This is a genomic window from Lentibacillus sp. Marseille-P4043, from assembly GCF_900258515.1.
Lineage (GTDB): Bacteria > Bacillota > Bacilli > Bacillales > Amphibacillaceae > Lentibacillus_C.
Genome location: NZ_LT984884.1, coordinates 3,192,555 through 3,211,889 on the forward strand (window position 1 = coordinate 3,192,555; position 19,335 = coordinate 3,211,889).

A 19,335-nucleotide genomic window follows, 5' to 3' on the forward strand; every position below is an offset into this window, starting at 1 on the left:
TAGTATTTTTATTTCATTATTTTTCAAACAGTACTATACTGTAGTTAAGAGGGATTGGATCGGTAGAATATTTTTGCTTTACTTTTCTTAATGATAAGGAAGGAGATGCGACCCATCATGTTAAAACGCCTAAAAGAAAAGCTGAAAAAACGCTGGAAGGATTTTTTAGGCAGAGGACGTGTACCAACAACTTGTGAAAAAGACTACCATTGATGGAACCAATCACAGAACAAAAGCGTAATCGCCCGTTAATGTGTCGGGTTACCCGGTTTACAAAAGTTTAAAGTAAACAATATCAAATGAATCAACCATGCTGCGGAATTTAACAATTAATGCAGACAATCGGGTTGACATGCTCGCTTGTTATCCAGTTTATTTAATAAGTGATTGTTAACCCTATTGTCGGGCTTATTTAAGTATTTAAAAAATGCTTGGCTAATCGCTAAATCTTGATGGCCACCGTTTTTTTATACTTCATTCTTCAAACAAAGATTAAAGAAAAAAGGTAGGAGAGATGAAATGATATTTAAAGTATTATATCAAGAAAATCCAAGCGAAATCCCTGTACGGGAACGCACAAAGAGCCTATATATCGAGGCAGAAACAGAACGTGAAGTACGTGATAAACTTATAGATCGCAAACTAAATATTGAGTTTATCCAAGCATTAGATGACGCACATTTAGAATACGAAAAACAATCTGATCTTTTTAAAGTGGAGACCGTCTAGATTATGAAGTTTGTAAAAAATGATCAGACAGCGGTTTTTGCATTAGGTGGTTTAGGGGAAATTGGTAAGAACACATATGGTGTACAATTTCAAGATGAAATAATCTTAATTGATGCTGGGATTAAATTTCCTGAAGATGAATTACTAGGTATCGATTATGTTATTCCCGACTATACCTACTTAGTACAAAACCAAGATAAAATTAAAGGATTATTTATAACTCACGGTCACGAAGATCATATTGGAGGTATTCCATTTCTTTTACGTGAGATTAATGTGCCAATTTATGCTGGAAAACTTGCGATCGGTTTAATCAGAAACAAATTAGACGAGCATGGTCTATTAAGAAATGCTAAATTAAATGTTATCGGAGAAGATGATGTTATTAAATTCCGCAAAACTTCTGTAAGCTTCTTCCGAACGACACATAGCATTCCTGATTCATTTGGTATCGTTGTAAAAACACCACCGGGAAATGTTGTGCATACTGGCGATTTTAAATTTGACTTCACCCCTGTTGGAGAACCAGCCAATTTAACAAAAATGGCTGAAATTGGTGAAGAAGGTGTACTATGCTTGCTCTCTGATAGTACAAACAGTGAAATTCCAGGTTTTACAATGTCCGAACGTGTTGTTGGTGAAAGCATCAATGATATCTTTAGTCGTGCGGAAGGTCGGTTGATTTTCGCCACATTCGCATCTAATATTTACCGCCTTCAGCAAGTAGTTGAATCAGCAGTAAAACATAACCGTAAAATTGCTGTTTTCGGTCGTAGTATGGAGTCATCGATCACGATCGGACAAGAATTAGGTTACATTAGTGCACCTAAAGATACATTTATTGATGCCAATCAAATCAATCGTTTACCAGCAAATGAAGTGACGATTCTTTGTACCGGCTCACAAGGTGAGGCAATGGCAGCATTATCGCGTATTGCAAATGGCACACATAGACAGATCCAGATTATTCCTGGTGACACGGTTGTATTTTCATCGTCTCCAATCCCTGGAAATACAATTAGTGTCAGCCGTACGATTAACAAATTGTACCGCGCAGGTGCTGACGTAATCCATGGAAAATTAAGCAATATTCATACATCTGGACATGGTAGTCAGGAAGAACAAAAACTGATGCTTCGCCTTATCAAACCGAAGTATTTCATGCCAATCCACGGTGAGTTCAGAATGCAGGTTGAACATACGAAACTTGCCAAAGCTTGTGGAATTGAACCAGCTAATAGTTTCCTTATGGATAATGGTGATGTTCTAGCGTTGGGTAAAGACAATGCCATGGTTGCTGGAAAAATTCCTTCCGGGTCAATTTATGTTGATGGAAGCGGAATTGGTGATATTGGTAACATCGTATTACGTGACCGCCGTATACTATCTGAGGAAGGACTTGTTATTGTCGTCGTTAGTATTAACATGAAGGAATTTAAAATTTCTTCTGGTCCAGATATTATTTCACGTGGCTTTGTCTACATGAGAGAGTCAGAGGACCTTATTAACGAAGCTCAAAAACTTGTATCTGCACATTTAGAAAAAGTAATGGAACGCAGAACAACACAATGGTCTGAAATTAAAAATGAAATCACCGATACAATTGCACCATTCCTCTATGACAAAACAAAACGTCGGCCAATGATATTACCGATCATTATGGAAGTATAAACAGAGATGGAAAAGGGATGACATTAGATACAATGTCATCCCTTTTCTTATTCATTCTATATTAGAGCGATGGCTTACAATAATCTTCTAGTTAATTTCCCTAAATCAGGAAATTCAACCTTGCCATTTGTAAAAAATTCTTTTATCAAAAATTGTCCATAACTTACCGCTTGATCATAAGTTATTTTTCCTGGTAGTGGTGCTTGATCATCAATTGCCGCGTCAATAATTGTTGGTTTGCCCTTCTGTTATTGGATAAAAATTACCAGCTTTTTCAGGTATACTCGATAACCTAGAATCCTATAAAAAAACCTGCATCAAAGGGATGCAGATTTAAAGCACTTGAATTATTCATCTACTACTAGGTGTTTTTCAAATCTTGATATATCTTTATCGGCACCGATGACAATTAGAACATCCTCGTTCCGAAGCAAATCTTCAGCACTTGGGGAAACATTAATATCTTTACCCCGCTTAATTGCGACAACGTTACAACCATAATTAGCCCGGATATCAAGATCAACAAGCGATTTGCCGCGCATTTTCTCGCCTACTTTGACCTCCACAATACTATGATCATCCGAAAGCTCCAAGTAATCCAGAATATTGTTCGAAATGATATTATGGGCAATGCGTTTTCCCATATCACGCTCAGGATGAACAACCTGGTCTGCGCCAATTTTATTGAGTATTTTTTCATGGTAATCATTTTGTGCTTTGACCGTGATTTTCTTGATATTAAAATCCGTCAGTACAACGGTCGTTAAGATACTCGCTTGTATATTATCACCAATCGCAACAATAACATGGTCAATGTTTTTTATCCCTAAGTCTTTTAAGGTTGCTTCGTCTGTTGAGTCAGCGATAACAGCATGTGAAGCTATATTCTTAAATTCATTTACCTTATCTTCGTCAACATCAATCGCTAGAACTTCCATTCCTTCCATGCTTAGTTCCCGGCAAATACTGCCACCAAATCGACCTAACCCGATTACAGCAAAATCACGTTTCATACTACTTCCCCCATCATCCGAATTCAATCTATAGTCTATCATACAATATATCAGTTTGGTATACGATTATTTTTTTCCTTTTACGTAATCGGCATCAAATAAGAACATTTTCATGAGTAGTAACAATGATGGGATGAGTAAGAATAAGCCCCCAATAAATGCAATGATTAGCGCAATTCCCATTGATTGATGGGTTGCATTTTCATATATTGTAATGAACGGGTCCAGCAGATATGGTAAATGTCCCATTCCATATCCAAAGAATGCAAAGAAAAACTGTAGCATGACTGAGATAAACGCAAGTCCGTAACGCTTGCCTTGAAAAATAAGCCACATTGCAATCATGAAGAAGCCGATTGATAAACCAAACATCCACCACAAATCAATCATGTTTTGATAATGTCTTTCATTGTGCTGACTAAGTGCAATAAACGTTGTCAAGCTTGCAATAATAGTAGGAACACTCCAAAACAATGCATAGTTTTTCACCAATTTTAGTGCAGGCTTATCATTGGCACGTGCAGCGTAAAACGTCAAAAATGTTGAACTAATAAACAGAACGGAGACAATTGCTAAGAATACGACGCTCCATGAATAAGGGCTAGTTAGCAGCTCATTAAACAGCAAAGAAACCTCCCCGTTTGTTTCAACAATAAAACCACCTTCAGATAACGTTAAAGCAATTGATAATGATGCCGGAATCAACAAACCTGTCGCACCATAAAGAAACATATAGATATTACTCTTCTTTGACCCATAATTTTCAAAGGCATAGAATGACCCTCGAATGGCTAACAATACAATAGCAATACTTCCTGGTACTAGCAGTGCACTACCATAATAATAGGCTGCATCTGGAAAAAATCCAACAAGTCCAACAAAGAAAAACACAAAAAACACATTGGTTACTTCCCAGACAGGAGATAAATAACGGGAAATTAATTGGTTGATAATATGATCCTTCTTCGTTATTTTAGCGTAATATGCGAAGAACCCTGCACCAAAATCGATGGAAGCGACTATTAGATATCCATAAAGAAAAATCCATAGTACGGTTATACCAATGAGTTCATAACTCATTATTGATCATCCCCTTCTATACCTGGATAACGTTCCTCAAGTTCTTGTTCTACCGGATTGTTGCGAAACATTTTTCGTAGTACAACGACACATAGCACACCTAATAAAATGTATAGCGCCAGGAATAAAAAGAACATAATATCAACATGTGGTGACGTTGTGGCTGCATGTTCCACTTTCATATAACCACGTAAAATCCATGGCTGCCTCCCCACTTCGGCATAAATCCAGCCAAATTCTAAGGCAAGCATCGCTAATGGACCATTTGCTATAAGCAAGATAAGCAACCATTTTGCATGCTCATTCCATTTTTTTACCTTGGTGAAAATCAAATATATAAGAGAAACAGCCAAAGCAAACATACCAAGCATTACCATCAGATCAAACATATAGTGAACCCAATACGGCGCAACCTCATCTTCAGGAAATTGGTCCAAACCAGTAACCTCACTATTAAAATCACCATTCGCCAGAAAACTTAATACACCTGGCAAGTGAATACCGTTTATTACATCATTTTCATCATTCAAATACCCAAATAAAATTAAATCAGCACTTTTTTCTGTTTCAAAATGCCATTCAGCAACCGCCAATTTTTCGGGCTGATGTTCCGCTAAAAACTTCGCTGATGCATCACCAGCAATAGCGGTTAAAACAGCAAATAAGAAAGTCGCTGTCACCGTTAATTTTAACGCCTTTTTATAATAGGCTGACGACTTCTTCCGCAAGATAATAAAAGCAGTAATTGCCGCAAGAACAGCCGCTGACGTTAAATAAGATGAACTTAATACGTGAAACACTTTTGTTGGTGTTGCAGGATTCAGCATTGCTTGTATCGGGTCAATTGACGTTACTTTCCCATTTTCCATTGTAAAGCCTGTCGGTGTATTCATAAAAGCATTGACCGTTGTAATAAACACCGCGGAAAAACTAGATCCAATCACGATAGGAATCGAAAGGAGCCAATGTGTGATTGGGTTTTTAAAGCGATCCCATGTGTAAAGGTATGCACCTAAAAAAATAGCCTCAAAGAAAAAGGCAAATGTCTCTAGAAATAATGGTAAACTAATAACATTTCCAGCAACTTGCATAAAGTTCGGCCACAATAATGAAAGTTGTAAACCAATCGCGGTACCTGTTACCACTCCGACAGCAACGGTTATAACAAATCCTCTCGTCCATCTTCGTGCAAGCATCCGATAATGCGGGTCTTTTTTCTTTATCCCAATAAATTCCGCTATCGAAATCATGACAGGTACCCCTACACCAATTGTTGCAAAAATAATATGAAACCCAAGTGTCATTGCGGTAAGCATTCTACTCATTAAAACACTATCAAATTCCATTGGTGTTACCCTCCTAACTAGTTTATGCTCAATATTGCACAATCTTAACCTAGATTGAAGCCATCCACATGTTAAAGACTCCAAAAAACCTAAAACTGCAAATGACTACTAGATTTATATTTTCACTGTACCCATAGTATAAACCCTTAACACTTGAAAAACAGCCCTTTTTCATGACAGTTGTGTGACATCTGTCACATCTTAACGTCTTACACAAAAATCAGTCTCTTCCATATTAGAAGAGACTGTCTTAAACCTACATTGCATCAAGCATTTGGAATTGTGACTTTACTAAATCAAAATATTCGCCTTTATATTCCATTAATTGTTGATGATTACCGTGTTCTAAAATTTTCCCTTGTTGTAATACAAAAATTTCATCAGAATCTCGAATTGTTGATAGACGGTGGGCAATAATAATTGCTGTTCTCCCCTTTAGGAGTCTGCGTAAGGCAGCTTGAATCTTAACCTCTGTTTCTGTATCAATACTTGCAGTTGCTTCATCAAGTATTAAAATCCTTGGATCAGCAAGCAATGCCCTTGCGAACGATAATAACTGTCGCTCCCCTGCTGACAAAATATTTCCCCGTTCTTCTACCTCTGTTTCATAACCGTCTGCCAACCGCTGGATAAATTCATCAGCCCCAACGACTTTAGCAGCTTCAATCACCTCATGATCCGAAGCATCGGGGCGACCAAAGCGGATATTTTCCTTAATCGTTCCAGAAAAGATAAACGTATCTTGTAATACGACACTGATTTGTTGACGCAAACTATCTAGTCTTACGTCGCGTAAATCGTGTCCATCAATTCGTACGATCCCTTTTGTCGGATCATAAAATCTACTAATTAGGTTAGCAATGGTTGATTTACCACTTCCGGTATGGCCAACAAGCGCAATCGTTTCACCATCTTTGATATCAAGTGACACTTCATGCAATGCAATCCGTTCCTCATCATAGGAGAACTGAACTTGGTCAAATTGAATATGACCCTTCATATCAGTAAATTCATATGCATTCGCTTTGTCCTCTACATTTGGCTGTTCATCTAAAAACTCAAAAATCCTTTCCGATGAAGCCATTGCCATCAGTAGCTGATTATACATTTGTCCCAATCTGGAAATCGGTTCCCAAAACATCCCCAGAAAAAAGGCAAACGATACAAATGTACCAATCTCAATTCCTCCATTAGCAGGACCCTGCAAAATTAAATAGGCACCATACGTGATTAAGATAATCGTTCCAATTGCATTACTCAAATCAACAAATGGACGAAATAAAGCACTTTTCTTGGTTGCCACTCGCCAGCTCTCAAAGTTGTCTGTATTAATTCCATCAAAAAATTCGGCGTTTTCTTTTTCCTGAGAGAATGATTGTGTAATCCGAATACCTTGAATGCTTTCATTTAGATGTGAGTTTAATCTTGATTGCTGAATACGAGTATTTTGCCATGCTTTACGAATAGTCCGGCGTAGTTTAGTTGAGATATAAAACATGATTGGGATAATAACCATAATTGCTAGTGCTAACTTCGGACTTAACACAAGCAAAATAACTACTATTCCCCCTAAGGTAACAACGTCCATTAGCAAATTAATAATCCCATTCGTAAAAAGTTCTTGCAGGGAATTAATATCGTTCATAATCCGAACAAGGATCGAACCAGCAGACCTGGAATCAAAAAAGCGATGGGATAAACGCTGAACATGGGAAAATAAATGTTTCCGCAAATCAAAGATAACGTTCTGACCTAAAATATTGACCCATTTTATGCGAAATATGTTCCCGAGATAATTAAGTAAATAAAGGAAGCCAATTCCGATAACAAGATACGTTAACATCGTTGTATCTTTATTTTTAACCGCGATGTCTATTGCAACTTTACCGATTAGTATTGGTACAGCTAACCTTACTGCAGTAGACACTAACATTGCGATGATTGCGCCAGGCAAATACGTTTTCGCATATGGTTTTAAATAAACGAGAAGACGCCATAACTGCTTCCAGTTGAAAGATTTTTCGACCGCATGATCAACTGTATAATGGAATCGTTTCAAATGGCGACTCTTTAGTAATGTTTTCTGTTGAGCCAATTTTTCTCCCCCCTTATGAATGGACCGTACTCATAATTGCTTCACGATCTTGATACTGAATATCATAGATGCGTTGATATGGTCCTTGATTATGAACGAGAATATCATGTACCCCACGTTCAACAATCTTTCCATCTTCAAGAACCAAAATCTCATCCGCATGTTTCAATGAGGAAATCCGGTGTGCGATGATAAAGGTTGTTCTACCATGCATAACCTCTTTTAGTGCCTTTTGAATTTTGAACTCTGTTTCCATATCAACGGCAGATGTTGCATCATCTAAGACTAATATACTTGGATTAATACAGATTGCCCGTGCGATTGCGATTCGTTGTTTCTGACCACCTGACAACCCCATACCACGTTCACCTAGCATCGTATCATAGCCATTAGGCATCTCCATGATAAATTCATGTGCTTGTGCTCGCTTTGCTGCATCAATAATTTTTTCCTCGTTGATGTCAGGGTTGCCGTACGCAATATTTGCTCGAATACTTGTAGAAAACAAAAAGGATTCTTGCAAAACAAAGCCAATATGCTTACGTAGCGCTTTTAATTTATAGTCTGTAACTGGTTTTTCATCAATTACAACTTCTCCCTCTTCTGGTTCATAAAAACGGGTTATAAGTTGTGTGATGCTTGTTTTTCCTGAACCGGTTGCCCCAATTAACCCAATTACTTTTCCTGGTGGTGCATCAAAATTAATATTCTTTAATGCTGTATCATCATTTTCTGTATAAGTTAATGTAACATCACGAAACGTAACATGACCTTTAACTGTCGTATCAATTGCATTTTCTTGTTCCACAATATCCTCTTTTGCCTCGAGAATTTCGAGTATCCGTTCACCCGAAGCCTTCGATTGAGAAAATAAATTAATGACAAACCCTAAGTTCATCAGTGGTCCCAAGATGTACCAGACAAGACTAAAGAATGCTACAAGTTCCCCAACCATGACTTGTTCCGTTATCACGAGATAACCACCGAATGCCAACAATGCTACAGCACAAACATTGCCAATAAACTCCATTAACGGGAAAAATTTTGCCCAAATTTCTGACGTTTTTAAATAGTTTTGTCGATAATTATCATTGCTGGATGAAAACCGACCAATTTCAAAATCTTCCCTTGATAATGATTTCACTGTGTTCATACCGCTGATATTTTCTTGTACTCTTGTGTTTAAGCGACCAAATGATTTTCGTATTCTTTTAAAAGCAGGATGTGCACGTTTCTCAAATTGAAAAACAACGACAGCCAAAAACGGCATCGCCCCCATTGTCACGAGCGCAAGTGGAACAGAATAATAAAACATCACTGCCAAACTAAAGATAATTAACAGTGTGATGCGAAGGAGTTCGGCAAATCCTACTGACAGGAAAAAGCGGAACCCTTCCACATCCGCAGTCAATCGTGACATTAAGTCCCCTGTTTTCGCATTATCATAGTACGTAAATGATAATACTTGCAACTTCTCATATAGGGCTTCCCGCAGTTTATAAACAGATGTAATTCCAAATAATTCCCCTAAATATTGATGAAAAAATGTTGCAAAACCTTTTACAATCATCACAATCAAAAAAGCAACTGCTAAATACGGTATCAACGATAAGCGATCTTTCAATACTACATCATCAATTGTCTTTTGCAGTATGATTGGATACACAACCGTTATCGCCGTTACAAACAGCAAAAAGAATAACGATGTGAAAAAATATTTTCTAAAAGGCCAATAAAACTGCTTTAGTTTTTTTAATGTATCCAATTTTCCCCCTCCTCTTGATGTACTTTTCATAATTACTAATATAACGGGTTACGAAATAAATTGCTACTCTTTTTACTTAATTTTTATATTTTTTCTAAAATAAAAAATGCATAAAAAAATACCCGTTGAAATAGCAACGTTCATATAAAAAACGCACCAACTGGGTCTTCCCGCCTTTGATTAATCAAAAAGACACCTACTGTTAATAGCAGGTGCCTTTTGCAGATCCTTATTTTTTTTCTGTTTTTCCTAGTACGCGGTTCACACGTTTGCGTAGCATTTTCATACCGCCACCACCGGCTTGGAAATGTCTTAATTGTCCTTCTTCATCAAATACATAATAAGCAGGTACGTATTGATTTTCAAAAGCATCGGTTAACTTATGTCCATTATCTACAAAGATCGGTTGTGTTATATCATGTTCATCTGCAACTTCTTTAATTTGATCAAGATCTAAATCTTTCTCTGAACGAGGCATATGAACAGCAATAACATTCAACTCATCTTTATATTCATCTCTAAATTCATTAACATTCGGCATTGCTTCTTTACAAAGTCCACAACTTACCGACCAAAAATGAATTAATGTAGGTTTGTTACCAATTAGATCGCTTTTTTGTATAGGTTCACCATTAAACCATTCTGTTGCGCCTTCTAATTCTGGCAATTGGTCTTTTAGCTTCATTTCTTTTCCTCCTCTAGTACTAATAACATTACTAATAAAAAGAAGCTAACCCACAAAAATCTATCGTATTAGGGAATTATGAGTCAGCTCCTATTTAGTATTTATATGTCAATTCGCTTTACAATGTTTCTTGGCCAGGCTTCCAGTTTGCTGGGCACATGCCACCAGTTTGAAGTGCTTGTAATACACGTAATGTTTCATCAACATCACGGCCAATATTATTATCAAATACTGTTTGATATTTCAATTCGCCTTCTGGATCGATAATGAATAATCCACGAAGTGCAACACCTTCTTCTTCGATTAAAACACTATAATCCTTAGATACCGCATGGTTGTGATCTGCTGCCAATGGATAGTTGATATCACCTAGGCCATTGTCTTCACGAGATGTGTTAATCCATGCTTTATGTGTATGGATAGTATCAGTTGAAACACCAATTACTTCTGCATCCAAATCTTCAAAGTCTTCATAGCGATCAGACATTGCAGTGATTTCTGTTGGACATACGAAAGTAAAGTCCATTGGATAGAAGAAAAGAACTGTCCATTTATCTTCTTTCATAATCTCTTCTAAGTTCACTTTACCAAACTCTTTATTAGGCATTACTGCTTCCATTTCAAAACGTGGTGCTTGTTTTCCTACCATACGTTCTGCCATATATAATCCCTCCAGCTAAAATAAAAATTTATTTCCATTACAAATTATAGACAACGTCCTATTTTAAGTCAATATTAATTAATAATTGCTATAAAAAAGGATGATTATTTGTCATATATTTGACACATCACGTCAATATCATACCCAAATATTATTTGTTTTAGTCACATAGTGAGAAGATGTGTCATGTAATGAAAGTTTCATCATATTGATTCAACAATTAATACCGTAACACTACCAGCAGTTAATGTCCATTAATTGAGAATCCGATCGATTTGTTGTTTAATAAAAGGAAATTCGGGTAATTATTGATTAGAGTCACGCACTTCGTTAAGATAGTAATGTTGATTTTGTGATTAAATATTGAAAGGAGTTCGTACATATGAAGATTTTTGAAAATGGTTTGAATCTTGATATCAGTGGTATTTTAAGTCTCATCGTACCCATTGGAATTAAAATTATCCTATTAATTCTTGCGTTTATTCTTTTTGTTCCGATTGGAAAAAGAATTATTACTAAATCGCTCCAGAAAGCGGGCAAAAACGAAAAGCTCTCTCCTAGCCGTGTAAAAACATTGGAAAAGTTATTAGTAAATGTTTTCGGTTACGTAATGATCTTTGTATTTATTGTGATGTTATTTGCCATTTTTGCAATTCCGATTGGTCCGCTACTTGCTGGGGCAGGAATTATTGGTTTAGCAATTGGCTTTGGTGCGCAAGGTCTTGTGAGCGACATTGTTACTGGATTTTTCATCCTATTGGAACGGCAGATTGAAATAGACGATTATGTAACTACAGCCGGTTATGATGGAATCGTGGAAGAAGTAGGATTGCGAACAACAAAAATTCGCAGTTTTGATGGAACATTGAATTTTATACCGAACCGCGAAATAATCGGGGTTGCAAATCATTCCCGTGGAAATATGCGGGCACTCGTTGATCTCACTGTAAAATATGATGAGAATGTCAATGAAGCAATCACCATTTTAGAAAAAGTTTGCGAGGAGTTCCAGTCAGACGAGCGATATAAAGAAGGCCCTAACGTCCTAGGGGTTCAAAGTCTTGGAACGAACGACCTCGTGCTAAGAGTTGTTGGACAAACCGAAAACGGATTACAATGGGCTTGTGAACGGGACATGCGCAAACGAATCAAAGAAGAATTTGACCAGGCAAATTTACAAATCCCATTTCCACAACAAGTATTTATTCAGGAAAATAAATAATGAAATACCCAGCTCAATTTCCTTGAGCTGGGCTTTTTTATGATCATTCAAGGTTTAATTTTTGTTCAACCATCTGACAAATATCTTCTGCATTATAACCTCGTGCATCAATAACTGGTCCTGCAATACTAGTAGTAGACATTCCCATTACGTTCTCATCCTGACCTGTGATAACACAACAGTCACAATAGGCAACATCGTCATTCGTTTTTAGATCTACTACTTCATGTCCCATTTCCATTAGTGCCTCTTTTACGTCTGTTAAAGATTGTTCAACGCCAATGCGCGCCATAACTAATGCCTCCTCTACATGGAAAAAATATTCTTTCGTAGTTTTTCCCAAAACGAAAAAGCTATACTTCTGTTATTGCTAATCTGCTAAATGTATGCACAATCGATGCATTTAGCGTTGAGCTCATGATCGATCTTAAATCCCCACAGCATTCAGTTATTCATCCTTTTTCTTTGGCATAAAAAAGAGTAATAACAAACTAATGATCGCTAAAAGGAGTAAACCCATGTAAACAATATGTAAGCCAGTAGTTAAACCTGCTTGTAAAATTGTATTTGTCTCTTCGGAAAACGAAGTACTTTTCCCACTTTCTAACAAATTGTTGGCTGCATCTACTGAAATATGATCTGCTAATCCTTTCTTTTCAATATATGACTTTATTTGACCATTTAGTAAGCCGCCTAGTAACGCTGCGCCTAATGCACTGCCAAGTGTACGCATAAACATGTTGGCTGCAGTTGCAATGCCACGTGTTTCCCAGCCAACTGTACTTTGTATTCCTACAATGAACGATGTACTCGTTAACCCCATACCAACTCCAATGAAAAATGAACCTGTTCCTGCCCAAATAGGACCTTTATCTGGGGATAACAGGAAAAACAGAATTCCACCAACAACTAAGGAAACACCACCAATTAAGGATGTATTCCGGTACCCAATCACTAATAAAAGTCTTCCTGCTATTGTAGAGGCAATCGGCCAACCAATTGACATCGTTGTCAGCGTAAAGCCGGCAACAGTTGCTGATTCCCCCATGACCCCCTGGACAAAGGCTGGTAAATAACTGGAAACTCCAATTAGGATCATTCCTGTAGTAAGTGACGTCAAATTAGCAACACTAATGATGCGAAATTTCCATATTTCAAACGGCATCATTGGATCAACTGCTTGTCTTTCCTGAAAAACAAACAGCAAAAAACCAATCGCTGAAATGCCAACTAAACCATACATAGTTAGCGAATTCCATGCAATGTTAATACCGCCTTCAACTAAGATAAACATCAGTGAACTAACAGCGATAACAATCCAAACAGATCCAGCATAATCAATTGATCGTTCTTGTTTTTCCATATCTTCTTTTAAAAAGTAAATAATACCGAACATTGCGAGTAAACCAAGTGGGATGTTCATCCAAAAAACAAACCGCCAGCTTAAAACGTCAACAAAAAAGCCACCTAACAGCGGACCAGTAACAGCAGATATTCCCCAAACACTAGATAAATATCCCTGGATTTTAGCTCGTTCCTCTTTATTGTATATATCCCCAACAATCGTTGTCGCAATCGGCATTAACGCCCCAGCACCAAACCCCTGAATAAATCTAGCAATAATTAGCATCACCATTGATGTACTGAATCCAGAAAGGGTTGACCCGGTTAGAAAAATAATAACACCAATAACAAAAATTGGCTTCCGACCAAATATATCGGATAATTTACCAAAAATTAATACGGTGGCAGCATTAGTTAACAGATACGCTGAAAATACCCAGCTATATAAAGAAAATCCTCCTAGATCTGCTACAATACTCGGCATAGCAGTTGCAACAATTGTTGCCTCAATCGCTGCTAAAAACATCCCTAACATAACAGATGCTAAAATAAATGGCCGTTTAAGCTTTTTAGTTTTCCCATTTTGGTGTCCCATTCTAATCCCAGCTTTACAACAATTCTTAAGAAAAATATATTAGGCCCAAGTCTTTGCATCGCTTTTTAATCACAAAAAAATCAAACTATTCCAAACGGGCTCGGTTTACCTAATGGTAGTAAAGATACATTGTAAACCCGTCTCACCTTCAAAGCAAAACGGGCTGTACTAAGTCATCTTTTTGTATATAAATCACGTTTCAATTGTTTTAAGATCGCTCGTCTCGTGACAATACCATCAAAAAAACCTTCATTATCTGAAACACAGACAAACGGATAATTAATTACTGTATTTAAACCATCGATAAAGCTCTTTTCCTTCGTTAAACGCGGAATATCAACTTTCATCACCTCATGCACCTGCATATCAGATAGTTTTTCAAATTCAAACCGTTCCAACCCTAAAATTTGATTTAAAATAACTGTTTTCCCTATCGTACCGACTAGTTTATAATCAACATCTAAAACAGGTACAGCTGAATAACCTGATTTCACTAACACCAACAGTGCGTGTTCCAAAGGATTATTTAATTGCACATGTGCTACTTTTTCAGAAGGAATCATTACATCACCAATAACAATATCAGTCAATAATTTATCTTGTGTAGTACTCATACATAAACGCTCCTTTACATGATAAAAATTAAGGAGGAAATTTTTCATCGACAACCTCATTTTACCATAATTTACGTGTAGAAACATGTTTAACCTTGCTTAGATAACCATTTTATAAAAGCTGCATAACGTAGTATAATAAGAAAAAGGTCATAAAAAAACAGATTGGAGAACAATTCATGACTACGCACACATATACGAAACAGGAAGAAGTTGCCCATGCTGTTACACATGGTATCGGGGTATTATTAAGCATTGCAGGCTTAGTATTATTAATCGTAAACGCATCATTAAATGGCAATCCTTGGCAAATCGTATCCGTAACTATTTTTGGTGTTACAATGCTCTTCATGTATGCAACTTCAACGATTGTACATAGTTTGCCTGATGGAAAATGGAAGGACATTTTTCAAATATTTGATCATTCATCCATTTATTTATTCATCGCTGGAACATATACGCCACTTTTGCTTGTTCATCTTAGAAGTGATCTAGGCTGGATTTTATTTGGAACGGTTTGGGGAATCGCTATATTTGGGATTATATTTAAAATATTTTTCGTGAAAAAATTCCTTGTTTTATCAACCTTATTTTACATTTTAATGGGATGGCTGATCGTGCTCGTTTGGGGGCCACTTACGGCTATTATGGATGAAAACGGAATTCTTTTATTAATTGCAGGTGGGCTATTCTATACAGTCGGAGCTATTTTCTACGTGTGGCGCAGTTTTCCTTTTCACCATGCAGTATGGCACCTGTTCGTCATAGCAGGATCCGCTTTTCATTTCTTCTCAATATTTTATTACGTAATTTGAAAAAAAGCGTGTTACTTCCGCCTAGATAACACGCTTTTTTTATTTTTTCATCCCCTCTGTAAGCGCTTTAACTCTTACCATCTATCTTATTGCTTTTAGATTAAAAAGTCAAAAGTTAACAGATAATTTTAATGAATGAAACAAAGTTAATTATTATATAAACAGCCGTCTTTTCCATGCTATAATAAAACATTATAGTGTCTTTTTGATGAGAAGAAAGGTTTGACCTCTTATGAACAGAAGATCGTTTTTGAAAAAAATAGTTGGCAGTACGCTAGCATTACTTGGAATTGGCGGTGGTACGTATTATTATGCACGTGATGTTGAACCACGGATGCTGCAAATAAACGAAGAATTAATTTCTTCTGCAAAGATCCCAAACACTTTCAGCAACTTCAAAATTGTCCAGTTTTCCGATACGCATGTCGGGTTTCACTATTCACTTGAACAGCTAAAAGAACTAGTCGGAAAAATAAACAAACAAAAACCCGATTTAATTGTCTTTACTGGTGATCTTGTTGATAAACCGGATACATATAAGTGGAATAATAAACTTATTGAAATACTTCGTTCATTAACGGCTACACATGGTAAGTATTGGATTTATGGCAACCATGATCACGGTGGTTATGGTACAAATATTGTTAAAAAGGTAATGGATCAGGCCAACTTCCAACTATTAAAAAATCAACATATCACAATTGAAAAAGAAAATCATGAAATTATCCTAGCAGGTCTTGATGATCTCATGCTTGGAAAACCCGATCTAAAGAAAACATTAAAGCAGTCAAATCCTAACCAATTTACCATCTTACTTGCCCATGAACCTGATTTTGCGGACACGGCAGCTAATTTCCCTGTTGATGTGCAACTTTCTGGTCACAGTCATGGCGGCCAAGTTCGATTTCCTTTTATTGGTCACCTCTACACACCAGCATATGCTGAGAAATATGTTCAAGGAAAACATTTGCTCAACAATAAAAACCTAACATTGTATGTTAGCAGAGGAATTGGTACAACCAGACTGCCATATCGTTTTTTATGTAAACCAGAATTTCACATATTTACTCTAAGAAAAGCGCAAGCGCCCGTTTAGCAACGTACAAACTGGAGATCTCTGGGACTGCACTCCGTTCGCCCCACCAAAAAGACTCGCAATGAGATAATTGAAAAATTCAGCTGGATCTATTTAATACATGCTCCCTTTTCAAATCGTTGCATAAACTACCAGAGAAACGTTTAGGAAAGGGAGATTGCTTTGAACTATCCGGTTAGCCACGTTAATCAAAATCAGTACATGTATCCATCCCAACCAGATACAGAGAAACGAGGGTTTCCCGTATTGCCCTTTCTAACTGGTCTAGCTTTTGGACCCTTCTTATATGGGGCACTACATCCTGGTGGCTATTATTATCCGTATCCACCTTACCCTCCATACCAACCATACCCATATGGATATGGTTATTATAATCCATATTCGTATAAAGGCTATTATTAGGTTGACAGGTTTGATCCAGATAAAGGGTCAAACCTTTTTAGTAAGAACTTCGTAACACTTTATCCATAGTTTTTTAAGTAAAAACATGCTACACTAAATACGATTTCGTTAAGATGGAGGCTATACATATGCTGAGAATATTAAAATTAATAGTGCCATTTGCCTTATTTTTGATTATTCTAAGTGCTTGTGGAGAGGAATATGAGGGTGATTTTTCTTATAAGGTAAAGGATTTTACATTTACGGACCAAACTGGCGAAAAGATTAGCAAAGACGATTTCACAGGTTCATTCTGGGTGGCAGATTTTGTGTTTACAAATTGTGAAACAGTGTGCCCACCTATGACTTCCAACATGGTGCGATTACAAAATCAGTTAAGCGATGCTGGTCTTAACGATGTCCAGTTAGCTTCTTTCAGTGTTGATCCGAAACGGGATACCCCCGAGGCTCTGACGGAGTTTGCAAAATCACGCGGTGCGACAAACCTTGACAATTGGCACCTATTTACAGGATACGATTTTGATACGATCAAAGAGTTTTCCATTAAATCATTTAAATCTGCCTTAGAAAAAGTTCCTGATTCAGATCAATTCATGCATGCAACTAGTTTTTTCCTTGTATCACCCGAAGGAAATGCAATTAAACGATATGACGGTAGAAAGCCTGGCGATATGAAGAAAATCGTTCAGGATATAAAAGATATGCAATAGTTTTTAACGGAGCAGTAAACTTACCGCTCCGTTTTAATTTTTAAGACAATTCATTCTTGAAAATGGACAGGCTTTCCTGTACGATAAAGACAAGCTATGAAAGGAGGGAAAATAATGGATAATAAATCAATTCCATTAGGTGAGCTTGCCAAAGCAATTTATACGATAAACCGTCATGCGAAAACTGCTCCAGAACCACAACATTTATATTTTATCAAGAAAGAGACGATTAAACGTTTGTTAAAAGAAAAACAAGCGATAAAAGTCGGACTCCACTTTTCTGATCATCCAAAATTCAGCAATCAGCATTCAACACTGCTTGTGAAAGTTGACAATTACTATTTTCATATCCCCCCGGAAAAGCAAGACTTCAAAGAGCTTGAACATTTAGGTAAACTTGATCAAGATTTTCGAAACCCACGAACGAAAATGTCATTATCGCAAGCGAAAAAAGTAATCTATCGTTATATCGATTGGAAACCCAAAAATGAATCAAAGTCAAGGCCAACGCGAAGAAAACAATACACCTCTTCCTATTATACCCCATCATCTCTCGGGAAAATGGAAAGGACACCTAAAAAAACGTATCGCCATTTTTAAAACCACTCTTTATAGGTGGGGCAAAGCGCATGTACATAAAAAACATGCGCTTTTTAATGTTACTGTCCACCTAAAGATTGTTGTTTATGAAGAAATATTTAAGCATATATATTTCCCAACAAGCAGAAAGAACAATTCAGCTTTAATGTTTTAAAACCTTTAGCATAAGGAATAAACAAATAAAAGGAGGTTTTTTAAATGACTACAGAACTAAAGGATTTTTTGTATGAGTTAAAAAACTATGCGGATCAAACGCATATATTAAAAGACAAATACGAAAAGCTGCCAGACAATGAAAAAACGTTAGTGATGCAACATACACCAGACGCCCATTTATCGCCACTCACCCAAGATAAACTTGTATTCCGTTGGTTAGGGTCCATGCAAAGCGAACTTAGTAATAGCAAGACTTAGTAATGTAGACTACAGCGTGTGAACAAATGATTCATGCGCTATTTTTTTTCCCCTTTTTAAAAAATCCATGAAAGACACGTAGTAAAAATAAGATACCACCAAACACCGCTAAACTTTGAAGTGCCATCTTTACCAATTGATGGATGCCAAATGCAAACATACATAGTAAAACAAGCAAACTGGTAATAAGATAGCTCAATATTTTTGTAGATTGTAATGTAACAAACCAATGAATGATTGGCTGTAGAACATAATAACTAACAAATATAACGATAAAAAATAAAATGAAATAAAACTGTTTTTCTGTTAACCCAAGTGTAATGAGCTGGTTTACATGAATCCAATCCAAATTTGTATAAAACATCCCCATGGTTCCTTTCTACTTTTATGAACCAGTTTTAACGAACGAACACAGCATTATACCTTTTTATATTAAAAAAATACAGATTATTTGCTATAATTAATGGACAATTTTATT

20 protein-coding genes are annotated in these 19,335 nt (G+C 36.6%); 9 read left to right on the top strand and 11 right to left on the bottom strand.

Translation table 11 applies throughout. The features are described from left to right. Nucleotides 1-519 precede the first annotated feature (519 nt). Both C8270_RS15855 and rnjA read left to right on the top strand, forming a co-directional pair. A complete protein-coding gene (locus C8270_RS15855) occupies nucleotides 520-729 on the top strand; it encodes a DNA-dependent RNA polymerase subunit epsilon (protein WP_106497769.1) in 210 nt (69 codons plus the stop codon). Between the two features lie 3 nt (nucleotides 730-732). Continuing rightward, nucleotides 733-2,400 carry a ribonuclease J1 gene (gene rnjA / locus C8270_RS15860; RefSeq protein WP_106497770.1) on the top strand — a complete coding sequence of 556 codons (1,668 nt, stop codon included), beginning with the start codon at nucleotides 733-735 and terminating at the stop codon, nucleotides 2,398-2,400. A gap of 347 nt (nucleotides 2,401-2,747) precedes the next feature. Here rnjA and C8270_RS15865 read toward each other — a convergent pair whose 3' ends face one another. The 7 genes from C8270_RS15865 to C8270_RS15895 form a co-directional block, all read right to left on the bottom strand. Continuing rightward, nucleotides 2,748-3,413, bottom strand: coding sequence for a potassium channel family protein (locus C8270_RS15865; RefSeq protein ID WP_106497771.1), 666 nt, complete (start codon nucleotides 3,411-3,413; stop codon nucleotides 2,748-2,750). Between the two features lie 66 nt (nucleotides 3,414-3,479). After that, a complete protein-coding gene (locus C8270_RS15870; RefSeq protein ID WP_199794686.1) occupies nucleotides 3,480-4,493 on the bottom strand; it encodes a cytochrome d ubiquinol oxidase subunit II in 1,014 nt (337 codons plus the stop codon). After that, on the bottom strand, nucleotides 4,493-5,839 hold the full coding sequence (locus C8270_RS15875) for a cytochrome ubiquinol oxidase subunit I (RefSeq protein WP_106497773.1): 1,347 nt from the start codon (nucleotides 5,837-5,839) through the stop codon (nucleotides 4,493-4,495). Before C8270_RS15875 ends, C8270_RS15870 begins: the two co-directional genes overlap by 1 nt. A gap of 256 nt (nucleotides 5,840-6,095) precedes the next feature. After that, nucleotides 6,096-7,934 (bottom strand): ABC transporter ATP-binding protein, encoded by a 1,839-nt coding sequence (locus tag C8270_RS15880; protein ID WP_106497774.1) that lies wholly within the window; start codon nucleotides 7,932-7,934, stop codon nucleotides 6,096-6,098. Nucleotides 7,935-7,947: 13 nt separating this feature from the next. Next, nucleotides 7,948-9,699 carry an ABC transporter ATP-binding protein gene (locus C8270_RS15885; protein ID WP_106497775.1) on the bottom strand — a complete coding sequence of 584 codons (1,752 nt, stop codon included), beginning with the start codon at nucleotides 9,697-9,699 and terminating at the stop codon, nucleotides 7,948-7,950. Between the two features lie 229 nt (nucleotides 9,700-9,928). Then, nucleotides 9,929-10,384 (bottom strand): TlpA family protein disulfide reductase, encoded by a 456-nt coding sequence (locus C8270_RS15890; RefSeq protein ID WP_106497776.1) that lies wholly within the window; start codon nucleotides 10,382-10,384, stop codon nucleotides 9,929-9,931. A 118-nt stretch (nucleotides 10,385-10,502) separates the two neighbouring features. Beyond that, complete coding sequence (locus C8270_RS15895; RefSeq protein ID WP_106497777.1) at nucleotides 10,503-11,045, bottom strand: peroxiredoxin; 543 nt, start codon at nucleotides 11,043-11,045, stop codon at nucleotides 10,503-10,505. A 382-nt stretch (nucleotides 11,046-11,427) separates the two neighbouring features. Here C8270_RS15895 and C8270_RS15900 point away from each other — a divergent pair, with 382 nt between their 5' ends. Next, nucleotides 11,428-12,267: a mechanosensitive ion channel family protein gene (locus C8270_RS15900; protein WP_106497778.1), complete on the top strand. Its 840-nt coding sequence runs from the start codon at nucleotides 11,428-11,430 to the stop codon at nucleotides 12,265-12,267. A 43-nt stretch (nucleotides 12,268-12,310) separates the two neighbouring features. On the opposite strand, the gene C8270_RS15905 is transcribed toward C8270_RS15900, so the two are convergent. From C8270_RS15905 to cbpB, 3 genes are all read right to left on the bottom strand, one after another. Further along, on the bottom strand, nucleotides 12,311-12,559 hold the full coding sequence (locus C8270_RS15905) for a YkuS family protein (RefSeq protein ID WP_106497779.1): 249 nt from the start codon (nucleotides 12,557-12,559) through the stop codon (nucleotides 12,311-12,313). Between the two features lie 156 nt (nucleotides 12,560-12,715). Then, nucleotides 12,716-14,206, bottom strand: a complete 1,491-nt coding sequence (locus C8270_RS15910) for an MDR family MFS transporter (protein ID WP_106497780.1) — start codon at nucleotides 14,204-14,206, stop codon at nucleotides 12,716-12,718. Nucleotides 14,207-14,379: 173 nt separating this feature from the next. Then, the gene (cbpB, locus tag C8270_RS15915; RefSeq protein ID WP_106497781.1) at nucleotides 14,380-14,820 is read right to left on the bottom strand and encodes a cyclic-di-AMP-binding protein CbpB; all 441 of its coding nucleotides are present in this window, start codon (nucleotides 14,818-14,820) and stop codon (nucleotides 14,380-14,382) included. Nucleotides 14,821-14,999: 179 nt separating this feature from the next. Here cbpB and trhA point away from each other — a divergent pair, with 179 nt between their 5' ends. The 6 genes from trhA to C8270_RS15945 all read left to right on the top strand — a co-directional run bounded on the left by trhA (nucleotide 15,000) and on the right by C8270_RS15945 (nucleotide 18,857). Then, nucleotides 15,000-15,635, top strand: coding sequence for a PAQR family membrane homeostasis protein TrhA (gene trhA / locus C8270_RS15920; protein ID WP_106497782.1), 636 nt, complete (start codon nucleotides 15,000-15,002; stop codon nucleotides 15,633-15,635). Nucleotides 15,636-15,867: 232 nt separating this feature from the next. Beyond that, the gene (locus C8270_RS15925; protein ID WP_106497783.1) at nucleotides 15,868-16,731 is read left to right on the top strand and encodes a metallophosphoesterase; all 864 of its coding nucleotides are present in this window, start codon (nucleotides 15,868-15,870) and stop codon (nucleotides 16,729-16,731) included. A 162-nt stretch (nucleotides 16,732-16,893) separates the two neighbouring features. Continuing rightward, a complete protein-coding gene (locus tag C8270_RS15930; RefSeq protein ID WP_106497784.1) occupies nucleotides 16,894-17,133 on the top strand; it encodes a hypothetical protein in 240 nt (79 codons plus the stop codon). A 128-nt stretch (nucleotides 17,134-17,261) separates the two neighbouring features. Then, nucleotides 17,262-17,843, top strand: a complete 582-nt coding sequence (locus C8270_RS15935) for an SCO family protein (RefSeq protein ID WP_106497785.1) — start codon at nucleotides 17,262-17,264, stop codon at nucleotides 17,841-17,843. 114 nt (nucleotides 17,844-17,957) lie between these two features. Continuing rightward, nucleotides 17,958-18,443 carry a YkyB family protein gene (locus C8270_RS15940; protein ID WP_106497786.1) on the top strand — a complete coding sequence of 162 codons (486 nt, stop codon included), beginning with the start codon at nucleotides 17,958-17,960 and terminating at the stop codon, nucleotides 18,441-18,443. 198 nt (nucleotides 18,444-18,641) lie between these two features. Then, nucleotides 18,642-18,857 carry a hypothetical protein gene (locus C8270_RS15945; RefSeq protein WP_106497787.1) on the top strand — a complete coding sequence of 72 codons (216 nt, stop codon included), beginning with the start codon at nucleotides 18,642-18,644 and terminating at the stop codon, nucleotides 18,855-18,857. Nucleotides 18,858-18,888: 31 nt separating this feature from the next. Here C8270_RS15945 and C8270_RS15950 read toward each other — a convergent pair whose 3' ends face one another. Next, nucleotides 18,889-19,221, bottom strand: a complete 333-nt coding sequence (locus C8270_RS15950) for a hypothetical protein (RefSeq protein WP_106497788.1) — start codon at nucleotides 19,219-19,221, stop codon at nucleotides 18,889-18,891. Nucleotides 19,222-19,335 lie beyond the last annotated feature (114 nt).

Excerpts from the sequence above, each read along its gene's own strand:
- C8270_RS15855 (WP_106497769.1), top strand. The coding sequence starts at position 520 with ATGATATTTAAAGTATTATATCAAGAAAATCCAAGCGAAATCCCTGTA.
- rnjA (WP_106497770.1), top strand. The coding sequence starts at position 733 with ATGAAGTTTGTAAAAAATGATCAGACAGCGGTTTTTGCATTAGGTGGT.
- C8270_RS15865 (WP_106497771.1), bottom strand. The coding sequence starts at position 3,413 with ATGAAACGTGATTTTGCTGTAATCGGGTTAGGTCGATTTGGTGGCAGT.
- C8270_RS15870 (WP_199794686.1), bottom strand. The coding sequence starts at position 4,493 with ATGAGTTATGAACTCATTGGTATAACCGTACTATGGATTTTTCTTTAT.
- C8270_RS15875 (WP_106497773.1), bottom strand. The coding sequence starts at position 5,839 with ATGGAATTTGATAGTGTTTTAATGAGTAGAATGCTTACCGCAATGACA.
- C8270_RS15890 (WP_106497776.1), bottom strand. The coding sequence starts at position 10,384 with ATGAAGCTAAAAGACCAATTGCCAGAATTAGAAGGCGCAACAGAATGG.
- C8270_RS15895 (WP_106497777.1), bottom strand. The coding sequence starts at position 11,045 with ATGGCAGAACGTATGGTAGGAAAACAAGCACCACGTTTTGAAATGGAA.
- C8270_RS15900 (WP_106497778.1), top strand. The coding sequence starts at position 11,428 with ATGAAGATTTTTGAAAATGGTTTGAATCTTGATATCAGTGGTATTTTA.
- C8270_RS15905 (WP_106497779.1), bottom strand. The coding sequence starts at position 12,559 with ATGGCGCGCATTGGCGTTGAACAATCTTTAACAGACGTAAAAGAGGCA.
- C8270_RS15910 (WP_106497780.1), bottom strand. The coding sequence starts at position 14,206 with ATGGGACACCAAAATGGGAAAACTAAAAAGCTTAAACGGCCATTTATT.
- cbpB (WP_106497781.1), bottom strand. The coding sequence starts at position 14,820 with ATGAGTACTACACAAGATAAATTATTGACTGATATTGTTATTGGTGAT.
- trhA (WP_106497782.1), top strand. The coding sequence starts at position 15,000 with ATGACTACGCACACATATACGAAACAGGAAGAAGTTGCCCATGCTGTT.
- C8270_RS15925 (WP_106497783.1), top strand. The coding sequence starts at position 15,868 with ATGAACAGAAGATCGTTTTTGAAAAAAATAGTTGGCAGTACGCTAGCA.
- C8270_RS15935 (WP_106497785.1), top strand. The coding sequence starts at position 17,262 with ATGCTGAGAATATTAAAATTAATAGTGCCATTTGCCTTATTTTTGATT.
- C8270_RS15940 (WP_106497786.1), top strand. The coding sequence starts at position 17,958 with ATGGATAATAAATCAATTCCATTAGGTGAGCTTGCCAAAGCAATTTAT.
- C8270_RS15945 (WP_106497787.1), top strand. The coding sequence starts at position 18,642 with ATGACTACAGAACTAAAGGATTTTTTGTATGAGTTAAAAAACTATGCG.
- C8270_RS15950 (WP_106497788.1), bottom strand. The coding sequence starts at position 19,221 with ATGTTTTATACAAATTTGGATTGGATTCATGTAAACCAGCTCATTACA.